Below are 21432 nucleotides of genomic sequence, written 5' to 3'. Positions count from 1 at the left end.
CTTAATCTTTTGATGAGATTCACTTTGAAAAATATTAGGAAGGTATTCTTCTAATTTATAGCTAAAGAATTAAGGTATACCCGTAATCCAAGTGGTGCAACAGGTATATACTCTTCAAATCAATCCCTTAAATTATTAATGATGGAATCGAGGAGATCTCACCACGCGCTGCTTGCGGATATTTACATATTTGCTTTTGGGATGTCTCACTGAAAATGCCACGGTATATTTTACATTCTCTGAAGCGGGTATAGTTTTGAACCACTGTAATCTCCCGGATAGTTTATCAAGACTAGCACCCGAAAGATTTGATGTTTCAACCACAATATCACTTTCCTGTGATATCGGAATCTGATCCTGAATCTTAATTGTAATGGGAGTCTTCCGATTATTTTTAATCTGGATTTCATAGATAAAAGACTCTTCGCGCTTAGCACCTATAAAATTGGCGGAAGCTTTATCTTCCAGCTTGGCTCGTCCTACCAGGATCTGGTTATCCCTGCCGAGCGAAAGCTCAAGGGTATCGCTCATCAGCTGCGTATCAATTCGCGATTCACCTATATATGTATTTCCGAAATATACATTGGCTGTACCACTGATTAAATTCAGCTTTTCCCAACCAGTGACTTTGGCAATGAGGAAAGCACTCAGATCAACCTTCGGAACCGCTACATATTCGAAGGTGGCATTCAGAGACTCGTTGACTAAATCCAATCGATGAAATTCGCCATTCGCCAAAACAGAGTGACGTTGTGCTATATCGAAAGATGTACTTAGTTCAGCTACCGCTATATCATCATATTCTACAGCAGAATCCGAAAGGTCATTGTTATATTGCAAAGCCTTATTCTCCAACAGGCCTTCATTGGCCATTGAGGTATAGTTCAACGTCCACGTTGTTAAATACGGACGCGAAGCTGCCAGTGAAGGATCGCTGGTCGATAGCGTTAGCTTTACATCCGTCCAGTCAATGGCAGTATTATTATATACCTGCGCTTTATACTTTAACGTTACAGGCTTATTTATATCCGGGGCAACCAGATCATACGAAGCTATCCAGCCAGCCTCGTTTACGAGGTATCGTATTTTGAAATTTACAGCTAAATCTTTATCCGAAGACACTACGACAATAATCTGCTTTCGCGCGGTATTCACTTTGTCGTTTATAGTTTTATACTTTGCATGCAGTGCTTTCAGAGACTGATCCAATGTCTTAATCTTATTGTTAAACGTTGTCAACGCATTGTTTATCTTCAAGGTCCGCTCGCGGAAAAAATCAGCAGCTTTGCTCAGTTCAACAAGCGTTACGCCATTCTGATTTCCACCCAGACGCTGATTCTCTGCCAGCATCTTTTTTTCAAATTGCAAAGCATCGACTTCGTTATGAATCAATTCGATTTTATCCGTCAGAATATCAATAGAGTCTTGTATTACTTTTATCCTTGCGTCCGTTGCCGCTATAGCATCTTCGGTTGATACGGATAACAACTCTACATTTTCTGCAGACACCTGAACACTCTTTGTATTTATGAATGGTGAAACACCATCGAAGATCAGCGTGCTTCTTCCCTTTTTTACCGGCACACGTTCGCTATCGGTAATTTCAGCACCGTTTATAAAAACAGTCACTTCCTGAATCTTAGCAGGAATAACTTGTTGATTTAGTGATTGCGCCAGGACGCTAACAGGGATGAACAGTACCGCTGGTATAACCAGACGAAAGATAAAGGGTTTCATAGACATGGAGGTTATAGCATACGTAACGTAAAGGTCGGGAAACTTATTTCATAAAGAAATTATTTAAAAAGTGTAGTAGTATGCTATATATATTTACTTTTATACGCTTATCTTATTATTCACATTTGAAACTATGAACGTGAAGTATTTGCTCCTTGCGCTTACACTAATTTGCTTTAGCTGTTCAGATACAGCAACCGTATCTGAAGATAAATTCGTAGGCCTTTGGGAATTGAAAGGGCGGAGTATGTTTGAAGGGATACAAGTAAGAATTGATAAGCAGGGCGAAAAATTAAGTGGCAGAATTTTTAAATTGAACGATAACAAGTTTATAAAGATGTTTGCTGACACGAACGATGTGTGGGTTTCAGAAATCAGGCGTTCTTCCAATTATCAGTTCAGGCTTGTCGAAAAGAAGATTGCGCGCGATTTATTTTCGCTCTATGGCCTCTCTACCTCACAGGAATTTAAAGTTCAATTCATCGATGATAATACCATCGGGTTGGCTACCGAAAGCGCTGACCCTTTAAAATCGCAGATCGTCTATAAAAGAATCCAGTAATATAGCCATCCCTATTACATCTATATATAGATCGATTACATCGCCAGACATCATTTATACTTAATCTATACCTTGTGAAAAACAAAGCACTCCTGTTAATTGTATTGTTATTCTTATTTTCCTGTTCAGCCGATAAAACTGAGCGCGAGCTATACGAAGAAACCACTTCAAGCTTTACTTATAAAACGTATAAAGCAACCTCTTCTGCAACCGTGGCTCCTGCGGTAACGCTATATAATCACGAATTACCAGACTCGGTAGCTCCGATAAAAACTGAGTATGCGCATTTGCTTCTTGGGTATCTTTGGACTATCTCTAAAAAGCCTGCGATGGCTTTTGCTGAAGCTGACCTGGCGCAAGAGAGTAAAGATGAAGATGTACGCTATCTGGCACAGTCGCTTCGCTCCATCGCGATGTATGAACAAGGATGGGATACATTGGCGCATGAAGAATCGTTGCTTGCAAAACGCCAGCTTCGGAAACCTCACTCTGGCATTCAGTATGAAGCAACGGTATTTTATATGATGCTTGGACTCGCTAAAGTCTATGAAAAGGATTTTAATCAATCGAAATTCTATTGGGCAGGTTTTGCCAACGAGACCGGTATACATTGGCCTTATCAATTAACAGATGCTATAGCCGACATCCAGGCGAAGCGGATGCAGCAGGGATTACAAAAATTTAAAGTGCTTTCACAGGACCCCGCTGTTCCCGAATCACTTCGTACAGTTTTAGCTGAACGCATAACTGCGATCGAAGAAAAAGGCGGTGATGTAAACTCTTCGTTATTCTGGCCCAAGTTAATTTCTGCGCTCGTACTGGATGAATTGAAGAAATCATCCAACACTCAGATTGTAAGTCTGGTTACAATGCTGGAAGGAATAAAAGAAAAAATGCCAGCCCTATAAGGCGGCGCTATACTTCTTATACTATATAACGCAGGGGTTTTGCATGGCTGCGACAAGGTGAAAAAAGCCAGTCGGCATAAATTAACCGTCCAACGGCAAAACCCGCTGCCATAGTTCTGCGTGAACAGGTGATATAATCCCGCGCCCTTATGATTACCATCTTCCATCGTCTGAAAGAAACGAACAGACTTTATATCCTGCTTGTTTTTTCACTTACTACTATACTCTGTGTAACACTGGTTGCCTTCCGGGTTCAGTACACAGATAAAGTTACATTCGTTTTCCTGGTTTGGAATATATTTCTGGCGCTTGTACCGTATATGATCAGTACGCTTCTGGTATTATATCATCACAAAATCAAACAAAGTATATGGCTGTGGATTCCGTTCATGGCATGGTTGTGCTTCTTTCCGAATGCTCCCTATATTCTTACCGATCTTTTTCACCTGAAACCCCGGGCCGGAGTGCCGTATTGGTATGATCTCGCGCTTATTCTGTTCTTCGCATGGAATGGACTGATGCTTGGCTTTGCATCGATGATGGATATACAGGCTGTATTTACTGCCCGTTTTCATGCTTTTGTAGGCTGGCTGATATCGATCGGCAGTTTGCTTCTGGCTGGATTTGGAATTTACCTGGGTCGTTACCTCCGCTGGAATAGCTGGGATGTTATTTCATCGCCTACACATTTGTTGCATGATATAGCAACGCATCTTTTAAATCCTTTCAAACATCCGCAGACATACGGTGTAACCATTCTGTTTTCTACCTTTCTTCTGTTGGGATATATACTATTGCTGCAATTCTCAAGGGTTTATACACGAAGGTAATTGCCTCACTTTACAATTATTAAAAAACAGAATGCAGATCTATATAGCGGATCAGAAAAATAATTTTGATCGTTATTTAAAAATATTGATGACAAAACCGGTTATAGCTTATAATCGCGAAAAGCTTATTGAAAAGATTATGCAGATCCACATTGCTGATGCACGGAGTCTGGATGAAGTGAACCTTGATTTTCTATTTGGGTATAAAATCTTCCCCGAAAATATTCTCACCAGTAAAACACAATGGGACACGGAGCTCAGAACTATAGCCGTTGGCGATACTATTCTGCAGCAACCGTTTTTGCCACCGTTAAAATTTCCTTCCCTAAAAGTTGTCTTTGGTGTCAGGATCAATTCAATCATTCGGGAACCGACACGCCAAGGTTTTAGCTATGAGACTATTGAAGGACATGTAGAGAAGGGTATATCTACATTTACACTAGAGGAACGCAAAGATGGATTGTTCTTTGCCATCCACACATTTTCAGAACCAGGAAGCTGGTTAACAAAATTAGCGGGTGCAGTTTTCACTTTGCTGTATCAGGCATTCTGTACACAACAAGCCCTGAAAAATGTAAAGAGGCAGATCAACTTACAATTGCGTGTTCCGAAATCTTAAGCTATATATAACAAAAAACAGTCGCCTGCATTTCTGCAGACGACTGACCTCAAAAAACTAACTCACCTGTTAACCATTTACTCTTCACCTATCTGTATCTTCTTGTTGTATCCGCTCGACAGCTTATTGTATGGTAATTGTACCACCAGTTCGTCTGCCTCGAACACAGCTTTGATAGCACTTATATCGATAAAATAAGGTATAGCTTTGTTATATACTACCAATGGCATGTTTATAACCTTTCCTGCAGTATCGATAGGAATAAGATAAAAAACCGAAAGCATGTTGTTATGAACTTCAACTTGCAAAGTTTCTTTATCTATACCGGGAACCCGAACGCGTACTTCACGGCCGCTTGACTGCTGACGCAGCGATAAGACCGGTTCGCTGATTCCTCCATGTAACGTATTCAACACATCCACGGAGGTTAATAAATCCTGAAATTTTTTATTGTCCATTGTTATTTTCTCCTTCTTGATTTCCTTGTAACTCAATACCTATACCAACTTAACATCTCAGCCAAAACGACATTTGATTTAGACAATTTGGCTATCTTGAAAAAGATATATGCTACCCGATTTTAAAAACATAGAGTACTTATCGAAAGGTTCAAACATCCAGCAACAGGGATGGAGAATTTTAAAAGACATCGGTATACTATCGAAATTAAAAGATTTTAATGCCGTGTTGGCAGGTACGTTACCGCTCGATCTTTATATAGATGAGAAAAGCGATTTAGACATAATTTGCACTGCTGCAGATTTGACACTATTCCAAAACGCCATAATTGAGGAATTCTCTACTTATGATGATTTCACAATGGAGAGGAAAAGCATTAAGCAAACACAATCTGTTATTGTAAGGTTCCATTGGAAGCGTTTTTTATTTGAAATCTTCGCGCAGCAAACTCCAGTAGAAAATCAATATGCCTATAGACACTTACGCATAGAATATTATTTACTTCAACGCTATGGAACCGAACTGAAAGAGCGGGTTCTTCACTTCAAACAATCAGGATTAAAAACGGAGCCTGCATTTGCAGTAGCATTACAACTGGTGGGAGATCCATATGAAGCCTTACTTGAATTTGAGAAGCTCATCGCACCAGACTAAAGATGTATATAGAGGAGATGCTTCACCACTTCACATATATAGGTTAATCTTTTTAATTTATTTTCTATCTTGTAATCAACCTGACACAGATCATCTCTGCAAAATTTATGGAAAGCTTATCGCCTGTAATTACGACATCAAATCTTTCTAAAACATATGAAGTCCCGGTTCTCAAAAACATTAACCTGACGGTGAATGCTGGTGAAATTATCGGCTATATCGGACCCAACGGGGCAGGTAAAAGTACTACGATCAAGATCTTGACGGGTATCATTCCAGACTATGACGGAGAGGCTTCGGTGTTGGGACTTGATATCCGTAAAAAAGCGCTGGAAGTAAAACGGAAGATCGGCTATATTCCTGAGAATGCTGCACTATATGATACACTCACACCAGTTGAGTATCTTCACTTCATTGGACAGCTATATAAAATGGAGCGCACAGCTGTTGATAAAAAAGCGAAGGAACTTTTAAATGTATTTGAGTTGGGCAACTATACGGACGCCCGCATGACTACCTTTTCAAAAGGTATGCGACAAAAAGTATTGCTCATCGCAGGCATGATCCATAATCCATCCATTTTATTTCTAGATGAACCGCTTTCGGGATTGGATGCAAATGCTGTGATCCTGGTGAAAGAAATTTTAACACAACTAAAGCGCGGGGGGAAGACTATATTTTACAGCTCGCATTTAATGGACGTGGTTGAAAAAATATCCGATCGCATTATGATCATCAATAAAGGGGAGATGATTGCCAACGGCACGTTTGAAGAGTTGAATACACAGGCCAGAGGCTCACTTGAAAATATTTTCACCGAACTAACCGGAAACAAAGAGCATAGTACGGCTGCGGGGCAGTTCATTAATATACTTGAAAATTAATGAGCGTACGTTTCAACCTACCAATAGCAGCAGTATGAATACTACTCTCTTAAAATTTCTGGATTTGTTTCGTGGGATTTATACCAGGCTTGGTGCAGACTATGAACAACTCCGCGCGATAGTCGATATAAAACTGATGATGGACAATCGAAGGCAGGGTGTTTCTTACAGGCGCAAAACCGATAAGGAACCCGGCAATGCTTTCATTATGACACTGGTGGTCTATAGTATATTTGGAATATTTGTAGCGCTGGCGCTATACATGATTCCCTCCTTTATACTTTCCATGATTGTATTTTTCAGCTACATCATTGTTATGATCTCCATGACTTTGATCACTGATTTTTCATCCATACTTCTGGACACCAGCGATAACACAATAATTTTGCCACGTCCTGTCAATGGCCAGACATTGTTTGCTGCTCGCCTTACTCACATCCTGCTATATCTCGGGCAGCTTGCTATAGGTCTATCACTTTTACCTGCCCTTGTTGTGATTATAAAATACGGTATAGTGCTCTTTATCTTCTTTTTACTGGCCATAGTGTTGTCTGTTTTAACCGCTGTATTTCTTACGAACGCTTTCTATTTGCTAGTAATGCAGTTTGCCAGTGAAGAGAAGCTCAAAAACATCATCAATTATTTCCAGATCATCATGGCTATATCTATTATGGGTGGCTATCAGATCTTACCTCGCGTTATGGAACGTATGGATATAGAGCAGTATATATTCGAAGTCCAGTGGTGGCATTTTTTACTTCCACCGGTGTGGATGGCAGGAGCAATGGAATCCATTCATTTTCATTTGTTTGATGTCGCACATATAGGGCTTGCCGTCTGCGCACTTGTTCTGCCGGTAACAGGCGCATACCTGGTAAATAAATATCTCTCACCTGTATTCAGTAAAAAGCTGGGGTCGATGGGTGCCAGCACTGAGCAGGTACAAAAAGTAAAAACAGAAAAGGAAAGTTTAGTTGATAAGATATCAACCTGGATTACAAGCAATCCATTCGAGCAAGGCGCTTTTGACGTGATCTATAAAATTCTGGGACGCGACCGAAAACTCAAGCTGAAAATTTACCCTGCCTTCGGGTATATATTAGTTTTCGGATTGATCTTTATGATGCAGGGCAAAAAAGATTTTGCTGACACCTGGCATAATCTTCCCAATACAGAATATCATATCGTGTTGATCTATCTGACGTTTATGGTATTGCAAGTGGCTTTGCATGAAATTCCATATTCCGATGACTTTAAAGCGAGCTGGGTATACTTCTCAACGCCTCTTGATAAACCTGGCGAGATTCTTTCCGGAACTTTGAAGGCTATCTTCGTAAGATTATTTATACCGGCTTACGTAGGCATCAGTATCATTATACTTGCTATCTGGGGAATCCGCGCAGCAGAAGATATAGTCTTCGGAATTTTTAACAACTTCCTGATGCTGCTAACGCTATCCCTGATCAACAAACGTCATCTGCCATTTTCAATGGCACCAAACGTACGCAGCCAGTCGGGTAATATAGCGCGCGCCTTCATTACGTTCTTCCTAATTGGTCTACTCGGCTTCGCACATTATCTGTTATCCAAACAGCCGATGATCCAATGGGCAGTAATGCCTGTACAGATAGGTTTGATATTCCTTTTACTGCGTTCGTATAAACGCACGCGCTGGGGGCAGCTTACTCTTTAAAGCGGAGCTTAAAGTATAGCAGTGTGGAAGCAAGCATCAGCGTAAGCATATTGGCAGCAATAACCGGTATATCCTGCACTATAATGCCGTAGATGAGCCATAACATAACGCCTATACAAAAGATGGAAAACATGCTGAGTGAAAGATCTTTTGCAGAGCGGGATTTCCAGGTCTTAATAACCTGTGGCAAAAAAGCGATGGTAGTGCAACCACCGGCCAGTAATCCTAAAAGCTGAATCATATTCATAGTTGTCGTAGAGGTCTTATTCAATCTAATACACGGCAAAATTAATCAAACGTTGCGGAGGTTGACCATCCATGTAATTTTATTACTCTACTTTCTATTTAAAACGATTGCAGGAAATTTGCTTTCAAAAGCGATTGCATTGATTTCTGAATGTATGAGGAATATAAGTAAGCGCGTGAACTTCCACTCAGATGTCTGCGCGTTTTAATTTGAGGTAGCTGAAGTAATTAAATAATGCTGTCCACACAATTACAATGACAGCAGAACTCAGCTTTACGTAATCCTGAATCTCCTGAAATGCATAGCGGGGAAACGGCCACTCAATCAAATACCAAATCGAACGCATTGGAAAATATGGTATTAACCATGGAGCATAGTTATCTACTTTGGCAGCGATGATTCCTTCGATGGCAGGGAAAAGTAAAAGAACAATGATGGTAAGGCCAGCACGTTGAATCAATATACCCAACATCAGTGCAAACGACAGGAAGAAGAATAACTCAAGGAAGTACGCGGGAAAAAACTCCAAGTCGGTAATCATTTGGTCAATCTCCAGCGAAGGACTATAAATCATGCCGGTGATAAGACCGATCACAAAAATCATGGCAACACTGATGAGACTCAGCAACAGATTCGTTAGGATTTTCGAGGTCAGGAATTCAGCGCGGCTTAATCCATCGATAACATTTTGCCGTAGCGTACGATAGGTATATTCATTCGTTACCGAGATAACAATCAAAACGCCAAGCACTATTTTCAAAAGTCCTGCACTCCAGATGAGGTTAAGCCATACATCCGGGAAATGATATAACGGAATTCTGTTGATGTTAAGCTTCTGTCCAAAATCTTCGAACGTCCTTGCGAGCCATTTCAAAAACTCCATTCCGCTAGCGGCCCCTAGCCCAAGCGTTAAAAAGTATAAACCACCAATTACCCAGAAGGTACGGTAGCTCGTCATTTTCTTTAGATCGATTTTGAGAAGGTGCAACATATTTATAGTTACCAGGAGTATATATAGGAATTAAGAATGAGTAACGCGCGACCTGATGTTATCAGGAACTAGCCAGGATCTCGATAAATTGTTTCTCGAGTGTTTTCTTCCGGGTGATCAGGTGTGACGCCACAACACCTTTCTCGAACAAAAACTTATTCAGGTCTTTGCTATGAAAGCCATCGCGCATGGCTACCTGGTAGCTGCCGTTTTCACGATTAATAGAAGATGTACCGGCAAAGGACAGCAACAATTCGTTGAGGTTTTCAACTTCTGCTAATACCTCTACAGTCTCTTCACCTTTACCAACTTCATCTACCGGGCCATAGTGTACCAGGTTGCCTTTTTTCAAGACAGCAAAGTGTGTACACACCTTCTGAACTTCATCGAGCAAGTGACTTGCTAAAATTATAGTCTTGCCGTTAGCGGCAATCTTCTTAATGAGCTCACGGATCTCTGCGATTCCCATTGGATCGAGACCGTTTGTTGGTTCATCCAGAATGAGCACGGTTGGATCGTTTAACAACGCAGAGGCTATTGCCAGGCGCTGTTTCATACCCAATGAATATGTTTTATACTTATCGTCTTTACGATCGAGCAGCTCTACGAGTTCCAACACTTTTGGAATATTTGCTTCAGGACATTGCTTGATCATTGCATTTAGCTCCAGGTTTTTCTGCCCACTGAGGTATGGATAGAATATAGGATGCTCAAGCACGGCTCCTATTTTTTTTCTGACGTGATGCGTAGGTTCCTCACCAAACCAGGTGAATTCTCCTCCTGTCGGATTTACAACGCCCATCAGCATTCCGAGTGTTGTAGTCTTACCACTTCCGTTCGGGCCGAGCATGCCAAAAACCTGTCCGGGTTTTACTTCCAATGACAGGTTGTTCACAGCTTTTATTCTGCCGAAATTCTTTGTGAGATTTTTTATTGAGAGGACTGCTTCCAAGGGAATATATAGTTTATGAATAAGTAGTTGAGATCAGAAAAGAATTACACTATTTTTCAGACTTCCTTGTAAAATCCTGTATTCTTTTTCCAAACTCTGAGCTTTCGCCGATTGTAGAGTAAAGCTTGGTCACTTTATCCATTGCAATCTTGCCTACTATATCCAGTACAAAAAGACTTGTAGAATCATTTATAAGAACCAACATTCCTTTTGTATCTCCATCCTTTTCTTTTACAAAAATATCGAAATTTTTTCCCTGGTGACGGCTGCTCATCATCTCTTCGAATGATTCCGATTTATAGTTTGTAATGATTTTTTTATAATCCGTAGCAGCAAAATCCTTGCGTTTATCGATCATCAGAAATTTCATCTTTTCGATGTCCTTGATCAGCGCATCAAAATCTTTATCCTCCGTCTGGTTGAGCATGCGCAGTGTATTGTTGTAAAAGTAAAAAGCACGCGAGTCGCTATATTTCTTCTGCAAGGCTTCTGTTGTAGCACTTTGTGCGTATGCCGACTGCAGGGTTGCGGCCATTAGGAGTATAAGTATATATCGCATAGAGTAGGGTTTATAAACTTGTTAATCGATCTTTGGAGTTTGTTTCCAGTAATTTCTTAGGGTCAAGATAGCCCTTTATTTCGATAGCCAGAATCTGGTCTTCACCTTCAATCAACAGAAAGTATAGATTTTTATTTCTTTTGCGTTCCTGCATGTATATGGTAACGTGCTCACCATCTTCCGAAGCAGAAACCACTTCTTCAAAGTTATCATTCCGCAGTACTTTTTTGAAGCCACTGATCTTCAGGTTACGCTTATCAAGTTCCTCTATAGGTATATTGATCAGGCGTACATTGGATACATCACCAAATTCGTCTCTGTAATGGTCCTCACCTGAAATCAACAAGGCGGTGCGGAGTATAAATCCACCTACGCTGATAGACGTTACATTTCTGGAATCACCAAATTTTTCTTTAAGGGTAAGGAAGCTTTCGCTTTGCGCGAATGTAGAGAGGGAAGCTGTGATGAGTACGAGAGCAAGGATATTTTTCATAATCGTGGGGGTTTGACTTTGCTCAGAAGATGCAGCGTCTATACCAGAGGTTGCATCGGGGGAAAAAAATCAGGTGATATTTATAGCTATACCACCTGATTCCATTATTAAATATTTAATGTTTTTTGCCGTCATCCATTTTCTCAAGCTTTTGCAAGCCTTCAACGTTCATCTTCTTACCTATTTTGGACACTTGCTTCAAGTCGATTTCACCGAAGAGGCTCATCACCATGAAGTCGTCTGTGCCTCCCATAATCATTACCAGTTCAGAGATTTTGCCACCGCTTTCTTTGATATAGAACTTCATGTCTTTGTCTTTGTCACGAACAGACATTAATTCTTCAAACTCTTTTGTAGGGATGAGCGAAAAGGCTTCTTTATAAAGTGCGCGGGCATCCGATGTATTTTCTTTGGCCAGTATACGTAAGCCTTTCAACTTGCTGATGGCGTTCAATACTTCCTGGTCTTCCTTACTTTCCACTTCCATGTTTGTAAACAGGTTAAACATTTTGCTGCTCACCGTTACCTGAGAGAAAGATTCATCAGTCTGGTACTTTGTAAAAAATTTAGAGATAGCATCCTGCGCAAATACTCCGTTCACGATTACCATCATCAATGCGATCACAAATATCTTTTTCATAATTATATGTTTTTCATGTTTGATTTTTACGGTGTGGCGGTGTGTGTATGGTATATATACCTTTAAAGGTTTTTATTCTTTTCCTTTTCTTTCTTTTGAATTTCTTCCTGCGCCTCGTTAAACATGTTTATTTTTTTTGCCTGGTTTTCTGCTTTACCGAAACTCTTTGAGATCATCAGCAATGCTTTTTTAGTTTCTTCAAAGGCCAGCTGCGGATCATCATATGTATCAACAACCTGTTGTGGCGTTGTTTGCCGAACCTCTTTGCGTACAAACCATACAGCCATCATTACCACAGCTACTCCGGCAGCAATGCGCATCGAGTTATAAAAGAGTTTTACAAGTTTACCTTGCTTGGGCGGGTTCACATTTTTTAAAACCTCAGCATCAAAAGCAAGATCGCTTAACGCCTTTTTTTTATTTTCTTCAAAGTAGCGGAACAAAGCAGCGGTCTCTTTCCATTGCTCGGGTATACCTCCACCTTTAAAGTATTCGCGCAGCTGCTGCTCTTCTTCGAGAGAAGTCTCGCAGTTCCAGTACTTGTTTAGTAATTCTTCAATCCGGTTAGAGTCCATAAGCATTAATCTTCGTCAGTTTTTCGCGCACTGCATTTCTGGCTCTGAACAGGTTCACCTTTACCTGGTTCATATCCAGTTCGAGAATATCACAAATCTCGTTGTAACTATACCCTTCCACATCCCGAAGGTGTATTACCTGGCGTTGCTTCTCGGGCAACGCTGCTATCAATTGATTGATTCGCTGCATACTCTCATGTATTTCGGTTGATTCATGCGGCGTTAACGCTTCGTGTTGAACATTAAAACTTTCTTCAATCGGATGAGTCTGTTTCCGGTTCATCGAGCGAATGCGGTCGAGTGAAAGATTTCTGGTGATGCGCATACACCAAGCCTCCCAGTTTTGTACCTCATTCATTTGCTCACGTCCATTCCATACCCTGATAAATACTTCCTGCACAACGTCTTTCGCTTCTTCTTCACTGCCTACAAATTTCAGGGCAAAGCGAAAAAGCTTGTTTTTGACTGGCAATACCTGGGTTTGAAAAGATTCGAGGTTCATCCGTTGAAATTCAAATACAAGACGCTGAGGGGTAGTGGTTGTTACAGAAGAAAAATAAAATATTTTAGAAATAGCCAAAAGGGATCGAAATGCACCTTTTGTTATTGCAACTTATCAATATCGCGGATGAGGATTTTCTTCCGATCAAAGTTGATCAGGTTCTGCTCCTTTAATTCATTTAAAATAGTTGTTACCGTCTGGCGCGATGTACCCGTAAGTGAAGCTATATCCTTGTGTGTAAGTTTTGTAGGGATCATCGTTTCAAAGCCAACCTTCTTTCCTTTCCAGGCTGCTGTATCTTTCAGGAATTCTATGATACGCGTGCGCGCATCTTTAAATACAAGGAGTTCAAGCTTTCGCTCGAGCTTCATCAACCGCAGGCCTATCAGTTTCAAGATCTTAAAACTGAGTTCTTTATTTTCAAACATGAGTTCCCGAAGCTCTTCAATAGTCAGTGGGCAGATCACAGCCTCACACATTGCTTGGGCGTAATCTTTTCGCGTGTTCTCCCCTGCCAACGCAAGCTCTCCAAAAATTTCACCGGTGGTAAGAATAGACGAAACAACTTCCTTTCCATCTTCCAGGTAATGCCCGATCTTAATTCTTCCGTCAACGATCAGATAAATAGTAGACGCGGCATCCTCCGGAACATAAATAAACTGATCTTTTTTATAGCGGATAAACTCGTGCTTATCGCCCATCTTCTTTACTTTGTGCGGGCAAAGGATGTGGTAGAGATTAACACTTTCGAAGTACCAAAGGGCTGCTGCTGAAGTTGCCATTTACATTAAGTTTCTAAAATTGATTGTACCTGCATGAAGGATCTACGACTCAGTGAAATCTGGATTTACCCTGTGAAGTCATTGGGAGGAATACGGTTATCATCCTGTAAAGTTATGGAAAAAGGTCTTCTATATGACAGGCGGTTTATGCTGATCGATGAAGAAGGTAAATTCATGACGCAACGGGTATACCCAAAGATGGCGTTGTTCAAATTATCAATCGAGGATACGCAATTAACCATCCGGCATCAGCAAGAAAGTATCGCTCTGCCAATAGTGCCTCCTATAAGCGAACCGGCACAATCGGTTCAGATCTGGGATGACCGTGTGCAAGCAAATGAAGTAAATCCGATCTATAGTCAATGGTTCTCTGATCTGCTCGGGATGAAATGCAGGCTTGTATTTTTTCCGGAAGAAAACGAACGACCTGTTGACCCTACCTATAAAGTAAACGATGAACATGTTAGTCTGGCAGATGCATATCCCTTCCTGATTATCGGGCAGACATCATTGAACGATCTTAACACAAGGCTAAAAGAACCTGTCCCTATGAATCGGTTCCGTCCTAATTTTGTTTTCACTGGGGGAGATCCATTTGAGGAGGATGATTGGCGAAACTTTATAATAGGCTCAAATGGTTTTACAGCCGTGAAGCCCTGTGCCAGATGTGTACTTACCACCGTGAATCAGGATACTGCCGTAAGAGGTGCAGAGCCTCTCAAGACATTAGCATCGTATCGTACCAAGAATAACAAAGTATACTTCGGACAAAATCTGATTGCAACCCATCATCTGCAAATACAAGTTGGTGATAAAATATCCGTTCTATAACTGACATGTATCACGAATGATCCATCACGCATGACTTCCCTATATCTAAAAGCAGTCCACATTATATTTATTGTTACCTGGTTTGCCGGACTATTTTATATGCCGAGGCTTTTTGTTTATATCATTGAAGCAAATGGTAAAGATGAGCCGGAGAAATCAATCCTTGTAAGGCAATTAAATATGATGGCGAGTCGCCTCTGGTATGGCATTACCTGGCCATCGGCAATTATTACTGCAGGCATGGGCACATCTCTTCTGATCGATCAGCCGCAGTGGCTAACGATGGGATTCATGCACATCAAGCTTACTCTGGTTTTTTTTCTATACATATACCACGTTTCATTGCAGATACTATTAAACCAGTTAACGAAGGGAATTGTAAAGTATACTTCTCAGCAAATGCGAGTATGGAATGAAGTGTCTACTTTATTTCTGATCAGTATTGTATTTTTAATTGTGCTCAAGGATGCACTCAGTATGCTATGGGGCATTGCAGGATTACTGGCGGTAACAATCCTGATTATGGTAGGAATCAAAGTCTATAAAAAAACAAGGAAAGATGAATAAGTCATTGATCAATGGTCAACAGTCAATAGTGAGAGGAGCGGCTTCTTTACTTATCGTATTTAGTATATTAATTTCTGCATGTACAAAGAAGGAAAACCCGCTTCCTATTTTTGGTGAACGTGAGGTAGAAGGAACAGATACAGTATATCACACCATCGGTGAATTCAAATTTGTAGACCAGGACAGTGCCGCTGTAACAAATGATACTTTCAAGGACAAAATTTATGTGGCTGATTTTTTCTTCACATCATGCCGCACGATTTGTCCAATTATGAAAACACAAATGCTCCGGGTATATGATTCGATTCAAAATGAACCGGATGTATTGTTACTCTCGCATAGTATAGATCCGGAATATGATACCGTAGGGTTGCTACATGACTATGCGGAACGCCTGGGGGTAAAAAGTGACAAGTGGCATTTTGTTACCGGGCCGAAAGAAGATATTTATAAGATTGCACAAACCAGTTACTTCGCCACCGCTATGGAAGATAAATCGGAGCCGGATGGTTTTATACACAGTGGAGCTTTCTTGCTAATTGATAAAGACCGTAGAATCCGTGGTAAGTACGATGGCACAAAAGAAGAGGATGTTAATCGTTTACTCGCAGATATACAGCGTCTCAAGAAAGAATATGCGAAAGAGAACTAATGAAGAACGTTAAGCCAAAAGCTATATATCGCGTAACCTTAGTCGCAAAGCTTTTCACTTTAGGCTTTCTGCTTTTTGCTTTGAGTTTACAGAGTTGTCGTGAAAAGAAAACGGACTCCAATATATCTTCATCATCGTCTATTAAGCAGCAACAATATTATGTTCAGGGCGAGCAGCTCTATATAAAGCATTGCAGTAATTGCCACCAGAAAAATGGCACAGGCCTGGGGCTGCTATATCCACCTCTTGCAAAATCTGATTTTGTAGATCAGAATTTTGAAACCGTTGTCTGTCTGATGCGACATGGTATAGATGGTGAACTGATCGTAAATGGAAAAAGCTTTAACAAAAGTATGCCGGGTATACCTTCGCTTACAGACCTTGAAATTGCAGAGATAACAACCTATCTATATAACACCTGGGATCATAAACGCGATAGTATAGAATTGCAGGAAATTACGAAGATACTGAACCGGTGTGTCGATGAATCAAATTCTAATCGTAGTTCCACTGCAAAATGAAAATATTATCAGGCTCCGTTGTTCTAAGTCTTTGTTTTATCGTTTCCTCTGTCTGGGCACAAACACCCGATCGATTCTCGGAAGGTATGCACCTTGAAAAAGAATTTAAAGTCGAGGCGGCCCTTGAGAAGTATGAGTTGTGCTTAAAATCAAATCCGCATCACGCGCAAGCGTTAACACATGCAAGCCGGATGCTCTCGAATATAGGAGGACGTTTACCAGTCGACAAAAAAGAGGAAAAGAAAAAATACTATAGCAAGGCCAAGGCATATGCAATCCGTTCTGTAGCTATCAACAATCAGGATATTGAAGCCAGACTTGCCTATATAATTTCGATGGGATTGATGACTGAAGTTGCTGGCTCACCGCGCGAAAAAATTCAGGATGCCAAGCTCATCCGGCAAGAGGCTGATGCAATGATTAAAATGGATTCGACCTTTGCTCCTGCGTATTTCATTTTAGGCAAATGGCATTTTGAGCTTGCGCGACTAAGCTGGATCGAACAGATGGCATGCAAGTTCTTTTTCGGAGGACTTCCTGAAAATATATCGATGGATGCCGCTATTAAAAATCTAAAGAAAGCTAGCGAGCTTCAACCTAACACTATACTTTTTCTGTTTGGTGAAGCCTCTGCCTATCATTACCAGGACGAGGATGACAAAGCTGTTAAGCTTCTTCAGCAAGCACTGGCTTTACCGCTAAAAGAACCGGATGATATTCCACGTAAAGAGCGGTGCACCGCGTTGCTAAAGGAAATTAAAGGAGGCTGATCTTGCGATCTATATACTTCATTTAAAAAACTTATGAAGTATTGATGATGCCTCACATATACTTCATATCGATGCTGATATCCAAATCTTTTTGATCTGGCTGCAGATCGATCTGTGCTTTTTCGAAAGATGGTGGTCCTATAGCTCCCATCGCATTGTTGGAAAAGCCAAAGCCTTCTTTCGGAATTCCGAGTTTATTTTTATCCAGATCTTTATTTCGGTTAGCATCATGTAAAACGCTTACAGCATATTTTCCGGGCTTTACATTTTCAAACACAACCGTTACCTCATTGCCGGATGCCTTCGTAACTTTTCCATCCATAGCATTTCTTGGAAAGTCCTTATCGTTATCAAACAGACCTACGAGAATATCACCTTTATGTCCTTTTATATTCTTTACCGTCACCTGCAACTTTGTTTGTGCCATAACATTTACTGCTAACCCTGCTATCAAACACAACATCATAAGCTTTTTCATATCTCTCCGATTAAGTTTTCAATATATAACACTTTCAGTTTCCCTGTTTATTTCTGTAGTCAAAAAATTATGCCAGAAATACGAATGCGTTTTGTCTTCCACAAGTTACCGTTTATACGTAATAATCATTTTTTTGAACGCCACACTCTATTCTTCCTTTAACAGCAGTAACACGTTCATTGTTATTTCGTAACTTACCTTAGTTCCAACCCCAAAATAATAATCATGGCATCTCTCACCTTAAAGATCAACAACAAAAATCATACGGTAGATGTCGATCCTAAAATGCCGCTACTCTGGGCTATTCGTGATGTCGTAGGATTGACCGGTACAAAGTATGGTTGTGGTATTGCTCAATGCGGAGCGTGTACAGTACACCTTGGAGGCACTCCGGTTCGGTCGTGCTCCATTCCTGTTTCAGCGGCGGCTAACAAAGATATTGTCACCATCGAAGGACTTTCATCTGACAACTCTCATCCGGTGCAACAAGCATGGATCGCGGAGCAAGTGCCGCAATGTGGTTATTGTCAATCCGGACAAATCATGGCTGCCACTGCGCTACTCAAGAAAACGCCTAACCCTACCGATAAAGATATCGACATGGCTATGCAAGGACATATATGCCGTTGTGGTACATATCCTCGTATACGCAAAGCTATCAAAGCTGCATCACAGCTGATGAATCAAAAAGCAAGTATTAAATAGATGCAGGCAACTGGTGTGAAGGTAAACTTCATACTATATATACGGCATCGCTATACTCATGTTCTTTATACCTATATCATGAAAGAAATCACCAAAAGTATATCCAGAAGAAACTTCATTAAGCTTTCCAGTCTTACGGGTGCTGCCCTTAGCATTGGATTTTATTTTCCTGCGAATGGCAAGGAGGCTGAAGTTATAAATCTTGAAACAGCAGAAAACCTAGGCATCGAACTGAACGCCTGGATCACCATTGATACCAACGGTAAAGTTACCATTACCAATCACCGTTCGGAGATGGGACAAGGTTCATTTCAATCTATACCGCAGATCATTGCTGAAGAGCTGGAAGTAAACCTGAACGATATCAACATTATTTTTGCGCAGGGTAACAACGCGAAGTATGGAAGTCAGATTACAGGTGGAAGTTCTACCATTCGCGGCTCCTATAAAAAGTTACTAAAGCTCAGTGCGTCTGCACGTGAAATGTTAATGGAAGCGGCTGCCAAGAAATGGAACACATCAAAGGCTGAGTGTTATGCCGAGAGTGGTCACGTTATACATAAACCCTCCGGAAAGAAATTTCATTATGGTGAACTCGTACAGGAGGCATCTAAACTTGAACCACCAAAAAATGTAAAGTTAAAATTACCGGAAGAGTATAAAATTATCAGAAAGCCTCTTCCTCGTCAGGATACTCCTTTAAAAACAAATGGGACAGCAATCTTCGGGCTCGATAAAAAATTACCGGGAATGCTTTATGCTGTTGTAGAACGTAATCCACGCTTTCAGGGTAAAGTAAAAAGCTTTGATGATACGGAGACAAAAAAGATACCCGGTGTAAAACATGTACTCCCAGTAAAGATGAGTGTATTCTCCACCTTCCGTGAAGGTGTTGCTGTTGTAGCCGATACGTTGTGGGCTGCTATGCAAGGGAGAAAAGTTTTAAAAGTTGAATGGGATGATTCTGGTTTTGAACACTTGAGTACTGAGCAGTTATATACCCGTATGAGTGAATCTCTGAAAAGCAATGACAGTCTTTCGGTACGAACAAAAGGAAATGCAGAAGGTATATTTCAAAAATCAGATAAAAAGGTAGAGGCGGTATATGAAACTCCATATGAATCGCATAGTTGTATGGAACCGCTTAACTGTGTAGCACACTATCAGGATGATAAACTTGAAATCTGGGGACCGATTCAGGGACCTGATTGGGTGCAGGATTTTTTGAGTCCGCTTCTGGGACTGCCAAAAGAAAAAATTATCGTGAATATGACTTTCCTCGGAGGAGGATTTGGTCGTAAAGCGTTCATGGATTATCCGCATGAAGCGGCTATAATTTCCAAGGAAATAAAGGCACCCGTGCAAGTAGTCTGGTCGCGTGAAGATGATACAACACAAGGGCCTTTCCGCCCGGGTATGATGTATCAATGCAAAGGTTCGATAAATGCGAATGGAAGTATAGAATCCTTCCTTCATCGTTCTGCAGGTCAGAACATGGATCACCAGTGGCCAAATGCGGATAAGAAGTCATACAACGGTTCGGCTACTGAAGGATTCCTGGAAACATACTTCAATTCGCTGCCACACTATAGCTTCTCTGATGCTCCGCTGGATGCACCTATTCCGGTAATGTGGTGGAGATCAGTATATGCTTCTACAAATGCTTTTGCATTTGAAAGTTTTATGGATGAACTCGCTTTCAAAGCTGGTAAAGATCCGCTGGAGTTTCGCAGACAACATTTACAAGAAAGTCGATATCACGATTTGATCAATAAGCTTGAGGAAGTTTCAGGTTGGAAATCACGGAAGAAAAATGAGGGGTATGGAGTAGCTATCGCTGAGAGCTTCTCAAGTATAGTAGGCGAAGTAGTGAAGGTGTCCAAGAAAGCTGATGGCAAAGTAAAGGTTGATAAGGTATGGGCGGTAATGGATTGTGGCTGGTATGTAAACCCTGACATCATCAAAGCGCAGATAGAAGGTAGTATAATTATGGCACTGGGTGCTGCTATTACACATGCTACGCATTTCAAAGATGGCAAAGCTGTGGAACAGAATTTTAATACATACAAGATGCCGCGCATTACGGATACTCCTGAAATTGAAGTTCATATTATGGACAACGAGGAAAAAGCAGGCGGTGTTGGTGAACCAAGTTTACCTCCTTTCGCACCGGCATTGACGAATGCAATTTTCGATCTGACATCAAAGAGAATTCGCAAACTACCGTTTAACCTGGAGGAAGTATAAAAAAATACAATAGAGTATAAGCAGGGTATAACGTAAATATCTATAAAAAATATAGTGCATATTTACCCGGCGTAAATATGCACTGATTAATTGCACATATATATCATTAAGATGAGGTTAAATCACTATATCACTATTATTACAATCGCTGCCACCGGATTTTCATTTGTGGCGTTCCAGCAAAAACCAAAATTCGATCTGAAGGCTAGTATCGCCAGAGGAAAAGAAATATATACTGTACAGTGCATGACTTGTCACATGGAACAAGGAGAAGGTATGGAAGGTGTATTTCCACCACTCGCTAAATCGGACTATTTAATGGCTGACAAGAAACGCTCAATCCAACAAGTACTCCATGGCGTTAGTGGCGAAATAAAAGTAAACGGCGTTACTTATAACGGAGAAATGGCGGCTATAGATCTGACTGATGAGGAAGTAAGTGATGTATTAAACTATGTGCGTAATTCGTGGGGAAATAAAGGAGACGCTGTAAAACCCGAAGAAGCAAAGGCCGCACGTTAACCCAGTCTGGTAATAATCTTCGAATAAGATCGTATACTTATATAGATATAGC

The 21432-nt window shown here is 40.8% G+C and carries 27 protein-coding genes; 15 read left to right on the top strand and 12 right to left on the bottom strand.

What is annotated here, in order from left to right:
* Positions 1–135: 135 nt before the first annotated feature.
* Positions 136–1737, bottom strand: a complete 1602-nt coding sequence (locus B5Y40_RS18745; RefSeq protein WP_159453735.1) for a DUF4139 domain-containing protein — start codon at positions 1735–1737, stop codon at positions 136–138.
* A 139-nt stretch (positions 1738–1876) separates the two neighbouring features.
* On the opposite strand from B5Y40_RS18745, the gene B5Y40_RS18740 reads away from it, so the two are divergent.
* The 4 genes from B5Y40_RS18740 to B5Y40_RS18725 all read left to right on the top strand — a co-directional run bounded on the left by B5Y40_RS18740 (position 1877) and on the right by B5Y40_RS18725 (position 4656).
* On the top strand, positions 1877–2299 hold the full coding sequence (locus B5Y40_RS18740) for a DUF2147 domain-containing protein (RefSeq protein WP_143785816.1): 423 nt from the start codon (positions 1877–1879) through the stop codon (positions 2297–2299).
* A gap of 74 nt (positions 2300–2373) precedes the next feature.
* Positions 2374–3207, top strand: coding sequence for a hypothetical protein (locus tag B5Y40_RS18735; RefSeq protein WP_079688314.1), 834 nt, complete (start codon positions 2374–2376; stop codon positions 3205–3207).
* 149 nt (positions 3208–3356) lie between these two features.
* On the top strand, positions 3357–4037 hold the full coding sequence (locus B5Y40_RS18730; RefSeq protein ID WP_079688313.1) for a DUF1361 domain-containing protein: 681 nt from the start codon (positions 3357–3359) through the stop codon (positions 4035–4037).
* A gap of 31 nt (positions 4038–4068) precedes the next feature.
* Positions 4069–4656 carry a DUF1990 family protein gene (locus B5Y40_RS18725; protein ID WP_143785815.1) on the top strand — a complete coding sequence of 196 codons (588 nt, stop codon included), beginning with the start codon at positions 4069–4071 and terminating at the stop codon, positions 4654–4656.
* Between the two features lie 77 nt (positions 4657–4733).
* On the opposite strand, the gene B5Y40_RS18720 is transcribed toward B5Y40_RS18725, so the two are convergent.
* Entirely contained in the window at positions 4734–5114 is a 381-nt protein-coding gene (locus B5Y40_RS18720) for an Hsp20/alpha crystallin family protein (RefSeq protein WP_079688312.1), read from the bottom strand.
* A gap of 109 nt (positions 5115–5223) precedes the next feature.
* On the opposite strand from B5Y40_RS18720, the gene B5Y40_RS18715 reads away from it, so the two are divergent.
* The 3 genes from B5Y40_RS18715 to B5Y40_RS18705 all read left to right on the top strand — a co-directional run bounded on the left by B5Y40_RS18715 (position 5224) and on the right by B5Y40_RS18705 (position 8346).
* Positions 5224–5769 (top strand): DUF4269 domain-containing protein, encoded by a 546-nt coding sequence (locus B5Y40_RS18715; RefSeq protein ID WP_079688311.1) that lies wholly within the window; start codon positions 5224–5226, stop codon positions 5767–5769.
* Positions 5770–5876: 107 nt separating this feature from the next.
* A complete protein-coding gene (locus B5Y40_RS18710; RefSeq protein WP_079688310.1) occupies positions 5877–6653 on the top strand; it encodes an ABC transporter ATP-binding protein in 777 nt (258 codons plus the stop codon).
* A 34-nt stretch (positions 6654–6687) separates the two neighbouring features.
* The gene (locus B5Y40_RS18705; protein ID WP_143785814.1) at positions 6688–8346 is read left to right on the top strand and encodes a hypothetical protein; all 1659 of its coding nucleotides are present in this window, start codon (positions 6688–6690) and stop codon (positions 8344–8346) included.
* Here B5Y40_RS18705 and B5Y40_RS18700 read toward each other — a convergent pair.
* From B5Y40_RS18700 to B5Y40_RS18660, 9 genes are all read right to left on the bottom strand, one after another.
* On the bottom strand, positions 8336–8587 hold the full coding sequence (locus B5Y40_RS18700; RefSeq protein ID WP_245840631.1) for a SemiSWEET transporter: 252 nt from the start codon (positions 8585–8587) through the stop codon (positions 8336–8338). The genes B5Y40_RS18705 and B5Y40_RS18700 overlap by 11 nt on opposite strands.
* Before the next feature lie 193 nt (positions 8588–8780).
* Positions 8781–9584, bottom strand: a complete 804-nt coding sequence (locus tag B5Y40_RS18695; RefSeq protein WP_079688307.1) for an ABC transporter permease subunit — start codon at positions 9582–9584, stop codon at positions 8781–8783.
* Positions 9585–9645: 61 nt separating this feature from the next.
* Positions 9646–10536 carry an ABC transporter ATP-binding protein gene (locus B5Y40_RS18690; RefSeq protein ID WP_079688306.1) on the bottom strand — a complete coding sequence of 297 codons (891 nt, stop codon included), beginning with the start codon at positions 10534–10536 and terminating at the stop codon, positions 9646–9648.
* Positions 10537–10585: 49 nt separating this feature from the next.
* Positions 10586–11095 carry a DUF4252 domain-containing protein gene (locus B5Y40_RS18685; RefSeq protein WP_079688305.1) on the bottom strand — a complete coding sequence of 170 codons (510 nt, stop codon included), beginning with the start codon at positions 11093–11095 and terminating at the stop codon, positions 10586–10588.
* Positions 11096–11105: 10 nt separating this feature from the next.
* A complete protein-coding gene (locus B5Y40_RS18680) occupies positions 11106–11588 on the bottom strand; it encodes a DUF4252 domain-containing protein (RefSeq protein ID WP_079688304.1) in 483 nt (160 codons plus the stop codon).
* 115 nt (positions 11589–11703) lie between these two features.
* The gene (locus B5Y40_RS18675) at positions 11704–12228 is read right to left on the bottom strand and encodes a DUF4252 domain-containing protein (RefSeq protein WP_079688303.1); all 525 of its coding nucleotides are present in this window, start codon (positions 12226–12228) and stop codon (positions 11704–11706) included.
* A gap of 62 nt (positions 12229–12290) precedes the next feature.
* Complete coding sequence (locus B5Y40_RS18670) at positions 12291–12803, bottom strand: hypothetical protein (RefSeq protein WP_079688302.1); 513 nt, start codon at positions 12801–12803, stop codon at positions 12291–12293.
* Positions 12793–13305: an RNA polymerase sigma factor gene (locus B5Y40_RS18665; RefSeq protein WP_079688301.1), complete on the bottom strand. Its 513-nt coding sequence runs from the start codon at positions 13303–13305 to the stop codon at positions 12793–12795. The genes B5Y40_RS18670 and B5Y40_RS18665 overlap by 11 nt, the downstream gene beginning before the upstream one ends.
* A gap of 101 nt (positions 13306–13406) precedes the next feature.
* The gene (locus B5Y40_RS18660; RefSeq protein WP_079688300.1) at positions 13407–14087 is read right to left on the bottom strand and encodes a Crp/Fnr family transcriptional regulator; all 681 of its coding nucleotides are present in this window, start codon (positions 14085–14087) and stop codon (positions 13407–13409) included.
* A 33-nt stretch (positions 14088–14120) separates the two neighbouring features.
* Here B5Y40_RS18660 and B5Y40_RS18655 point away from each other — a divergent pair, with 33 nt between their 5' ends.
* Genes B5Y40_RS18655 through B5Y40_RS18635 form a run of 5 tightly spaced genes read left to right on the top strand, consistent with a single transcriptional unit; the run spans position 14121 to position 17428 of the window.
* On the top strand, positions 14121–14918 hold the full coding sequence (locus tag B5Y40_RS18655; protein ID WP_079688299.1) for an MOSC domain-containing protein: 798 nt from the start codon (positions 14121–14123) through the stop codon (positions 14916–14918).
* Between the two features lie 30 nt (positions 14919–14948).
* Positions 14949–15485 (top strand): CopD family protein, encoded by a 537-nt coding sequence (locus B5Y40_RS18650; RefSeq protein ID WP_079688298.1) that lies wholly within the window; start codon positions 14949–14951, stop codon positions 15483–15485.
* On the top strand, positions 15478–16137 hold the full coding sequence (locus tag B5Y40_RS18645) for an SCO family protein (protein ID WP_079688297.1): 660 nt from the start codon (positions 15478–15480) through the stop codon (positions 16135–16137). The genes B5Y40_RS18650 and B5Y40_RS18645 overlap by 8 nt, the downstream gene beginning before the upstream one ends.
* Complete coding sequence (locus tag B5Y40_RS18640; RefSeq protein WP_079688296.1) at positions 16137–16658, top strand: c-type cytochrome; 522 nt, start codon at positions 16137–16139, stop codon at positions 16656–16658. Before B5Y40_RS18645 ends, B5Y40_RS18640 begins: the two co-directional genes overlap by 1 nt.
* Positions 16655–17428 (top strand): hypothetical protein, encoded by a 774-nt coding sequence (locus tag B5Y40_RS18635; RefSeq protein WP_079688295.1) that lies wholly within the window; start codon positions 16655–16657, stop codon positions 17426–17428. Before B5Y40_RS18640 ends, B5Y40_RS18635 begins: the two co-directional genes overlap by 4 nt.
* A gap of 52 nt (positions 17429–17480) precedes the next feature.
* Here the strand turns inward: B5Y40_RS18635 and B5Y40_RS18630 are convergent, their stop codons facing one another.
* The gene (locus tag B5Y40_RS18630) at positions 17481–17906 is read right to left on the bottom strand and encodes a DUF2141 domain-containing protein (RefSeq protein ID WP_079688294.1); all 426 of its coding nucleotides are present in this window, start codon (positions 17904–17906) and stop codon (positions 17481–17483) included.
* 225 nt (positions 17907–18131) lie between these two features.
* On the opposite strand from B5Y40_RS18630, the gene B5Y40_RS18625 reads away from it, so the two are divergent.
* The 3 genes from B5Y40_RS18625 (at position 18132) to B5Y40_RS18615 (ending at position 21380) form a co-directional block, all read left to right on the top strand.
* On the top strand, positions 18132–18611 hold the full coding sequence (locus B5Y40_RS18625) for a (2Fe-2S)-binding protein (protein WP_079688293.1): 480 nt from the start codon (positions 18132–18134) through the stop codon (positions 18609–18611).
* The gene (locus tag B5Y40_RS18620) at positions 18612–20858 is read left to right on the top strand and encodes a molybdopterin cofactor-binding domain-containing protein (RefSeq protein WP_245840628.1); all 2247 of its coding nucleotides are present in this window, start codon (positions 18612–18614) and stop codon (positions 20856–20858) included.
* A gap of 111 nt (positions 20859–20969) precedes the next feature.
* Positions 20970–21380, top strand: coding sequence for a c-type cytochrome (locus B5Y40_RS18615; RefSeq protein ID WP_143785813.1), 411 nt, complete (start codon positions 20970–20972; stop codon positions 21378–21380).
* Positions 21381–21432 lie beyond the last annotated feature (52 nt).

The sequence above is a fragment of the Ohtaekwangia koreensis genome (genome assembly GCF_900167975.1).
GTDB classification, from domain to species: Bacteria; Bacteroidota; Bacteroidia; order Cytophagales; family Cyclobacteriaceae; genus Ohtaekwangia; species Ohtaekwangia koreensis.
The sequence above is the reverse complement of the archived record's forward strand: the minus strand, read 5'-3'. Positions and strand labels throughout refer to the sequence as shown.

Excerpts from the sequence above, each read along its gene's own strand:
- B5Y40_RS18685 (WP_079688305.1), bottom strand. The coding sequence starts at position 11,095 with ATGCGATATATACTTATACTCCTAATGGCCGCAACCCTGCAGTCGGCA.
- B5Y40_RS18725 (WP_143785815.1), top strand. The coding sequence starts at position 4,069 with ATGCAGATCTATATAGCGGATCAGAAAAATAATTTTGATCGTTATTTA.
- B5Y40_RS18660 (WP_079688300.1), bottom strand. The coding sequence starts at position 14,087 with ATGGCAACTTCAGCAGCAGCCCTTTGGTACTTCGAAAGTGTTAATCTC.
- B5Y40_RS18670 (WP_079688302.1), bottom strand. The coding sequence starts at position 12,803 with ATGGACTCTAACCGGATTGAAGAATTACTAAACAAGTACTGGAACTGC.
- B5Y40_RS18650 (WP_079688298.1), top strand. The coding sequence starts at position 14,949 with ATGACTTCCCTATATCTAAAAGCAGTCCACATTATATTTATTGTTACC.
- B5Y40_RS18625 (WP_079688293.1), top strand. The coding sequence starts at position 18,132 with ATGGCATCTCTCACCTTAAAGATCAACAACAAAAATCATACGGTAGAT.
- B5Y40_RS18745 (WP_159453735.1), bottom strand. The coding sequence starts at position 1,737 with ATGAAACCCTTTATCTTTCGTCTGGTTATACCAGCGGTACTGTTCATC.
- B5Y40_RS18665 (WP_079688301.1), bottom strand. The coding sequence starts at position 13,305 with ATGAACCTCGAATCTTTTCAAACCCAGGTATTGCCAGTCAAAAACAAG.
- B5Y40_RS18675 (WP_079688303.1), bottom strand. The coding sequence starts at position 12,228 with ATGAAAAAGATATTTGTGATCGCATTGATGATGGTAATCGTGAACGGA.
- B5Y40_RS18730 (WP_079688313.1), top strand. The coding sequence starts at position 3,357 with ATGATTACCATCTTCCATCGTCTGAAAGAAACGAACAGACTTTATATC.
- B5Y40_RS18720 (WP_079688312.1), bottom strand. The coding sequence starts at position 5,114 with ATGGACAATAAAAAATTTCAGGATTTATTAACCTCCGTGGATGTGTTG.
- B5Y40_RS18680 (WP_079688304.1), bottom strand. The coding sequence starts at position 11,588 with ATGAAAAATATCCTTGCTCTCGTACTCATCACAGCTTCCCTCTCTACA.
- B5Y40_RS18705 (WP_143785814.1), top strand. The coding sequence starts at position 6,688 with ATGAATACTACTCTCTTAAAATTTCTGGATTTGTTTCGTGGGATTTAT.
- B5Y40_RS18630 (WP_079688294.1), bottom strand. The coding sequence starts at position 17,906 with ATGAAAAAGCTTATGATGTTGTGTTTGATAGCAGGGTTAGCAGTAAAT.
- B5Y40_RS18700 (WP_245840631.1), bottom strand. The coding sequence starts at position 8,587 with ATGATTCAGCTTTTAGGATTACTGGCCGGTGGTTGCACTACCATCGCT.
- B5Y40_RS18710 (WP_079688310.1), top strand. The coding sequence starts at position 5,877 with ATGGAAAGCTTATCGCCTGTAATTACGACATCAAATCTTTCTAAAACA.
- B5Y40_RS18645 (WP_079688297.1), top strand. The coding sequence starts at position 15,478 with ATGAATAAGTCATTGATCAATGGTCAACAGTCAATAGTGAGAGGAGCG.
- B5Y40_RS18655 (WP_079688299.1), top strand. The coding sequence starts at position 14,121 with ATGAAGGATCTACGACTCAGTGAAATCTGGATTTACCCTGTGAAGTCA.
- B5Y40_RS18640 (WP_079688296.1), top strand. The coding sequence starts at position 16,137 with ATGAAGAACGTTAAGCCAAAAGCTATATATCGCGTAACCTTAGTCGCA.
- B5Y40_RS18635 (WP_079688295.1), top strand. The coding sequence starts at position 16,655 with ATGAAAATATTATCAGGCTCCGTTGTTCTAAGTCTTTGTTTTATCGTT.
- B5Y40_RS18695 (WP_079688307.1), bottom strand. The coding sequence starts at position 9,584 with ATGTTGCACCTTCTCAAAATCGATCTAAAGAAAATGACGAGCTACCGT.
- B5Y40_RS18715 (WP_079688311.1), top strand. The coding sequence starts at position 5,224 with ATGCTACCCGATTTTAAAAACATAGAGTACTTATCGAAAGGTTCAAAC.
- B5Y40_RS18615 (WP_143785813.1), top strand. The coding sequence starts at position 20,970 with ATGAGGTTAAATCACTATATCACTATTATTACAATCGCTGCCACCGGA.
- B5Y40_RS18620 (WP_245840628.1), top strand. The coding sequence starts at position 18,612 with ATGCAGGCAACTGGTGTGAAGGTAAACTTCATACTATATATACGGCAT.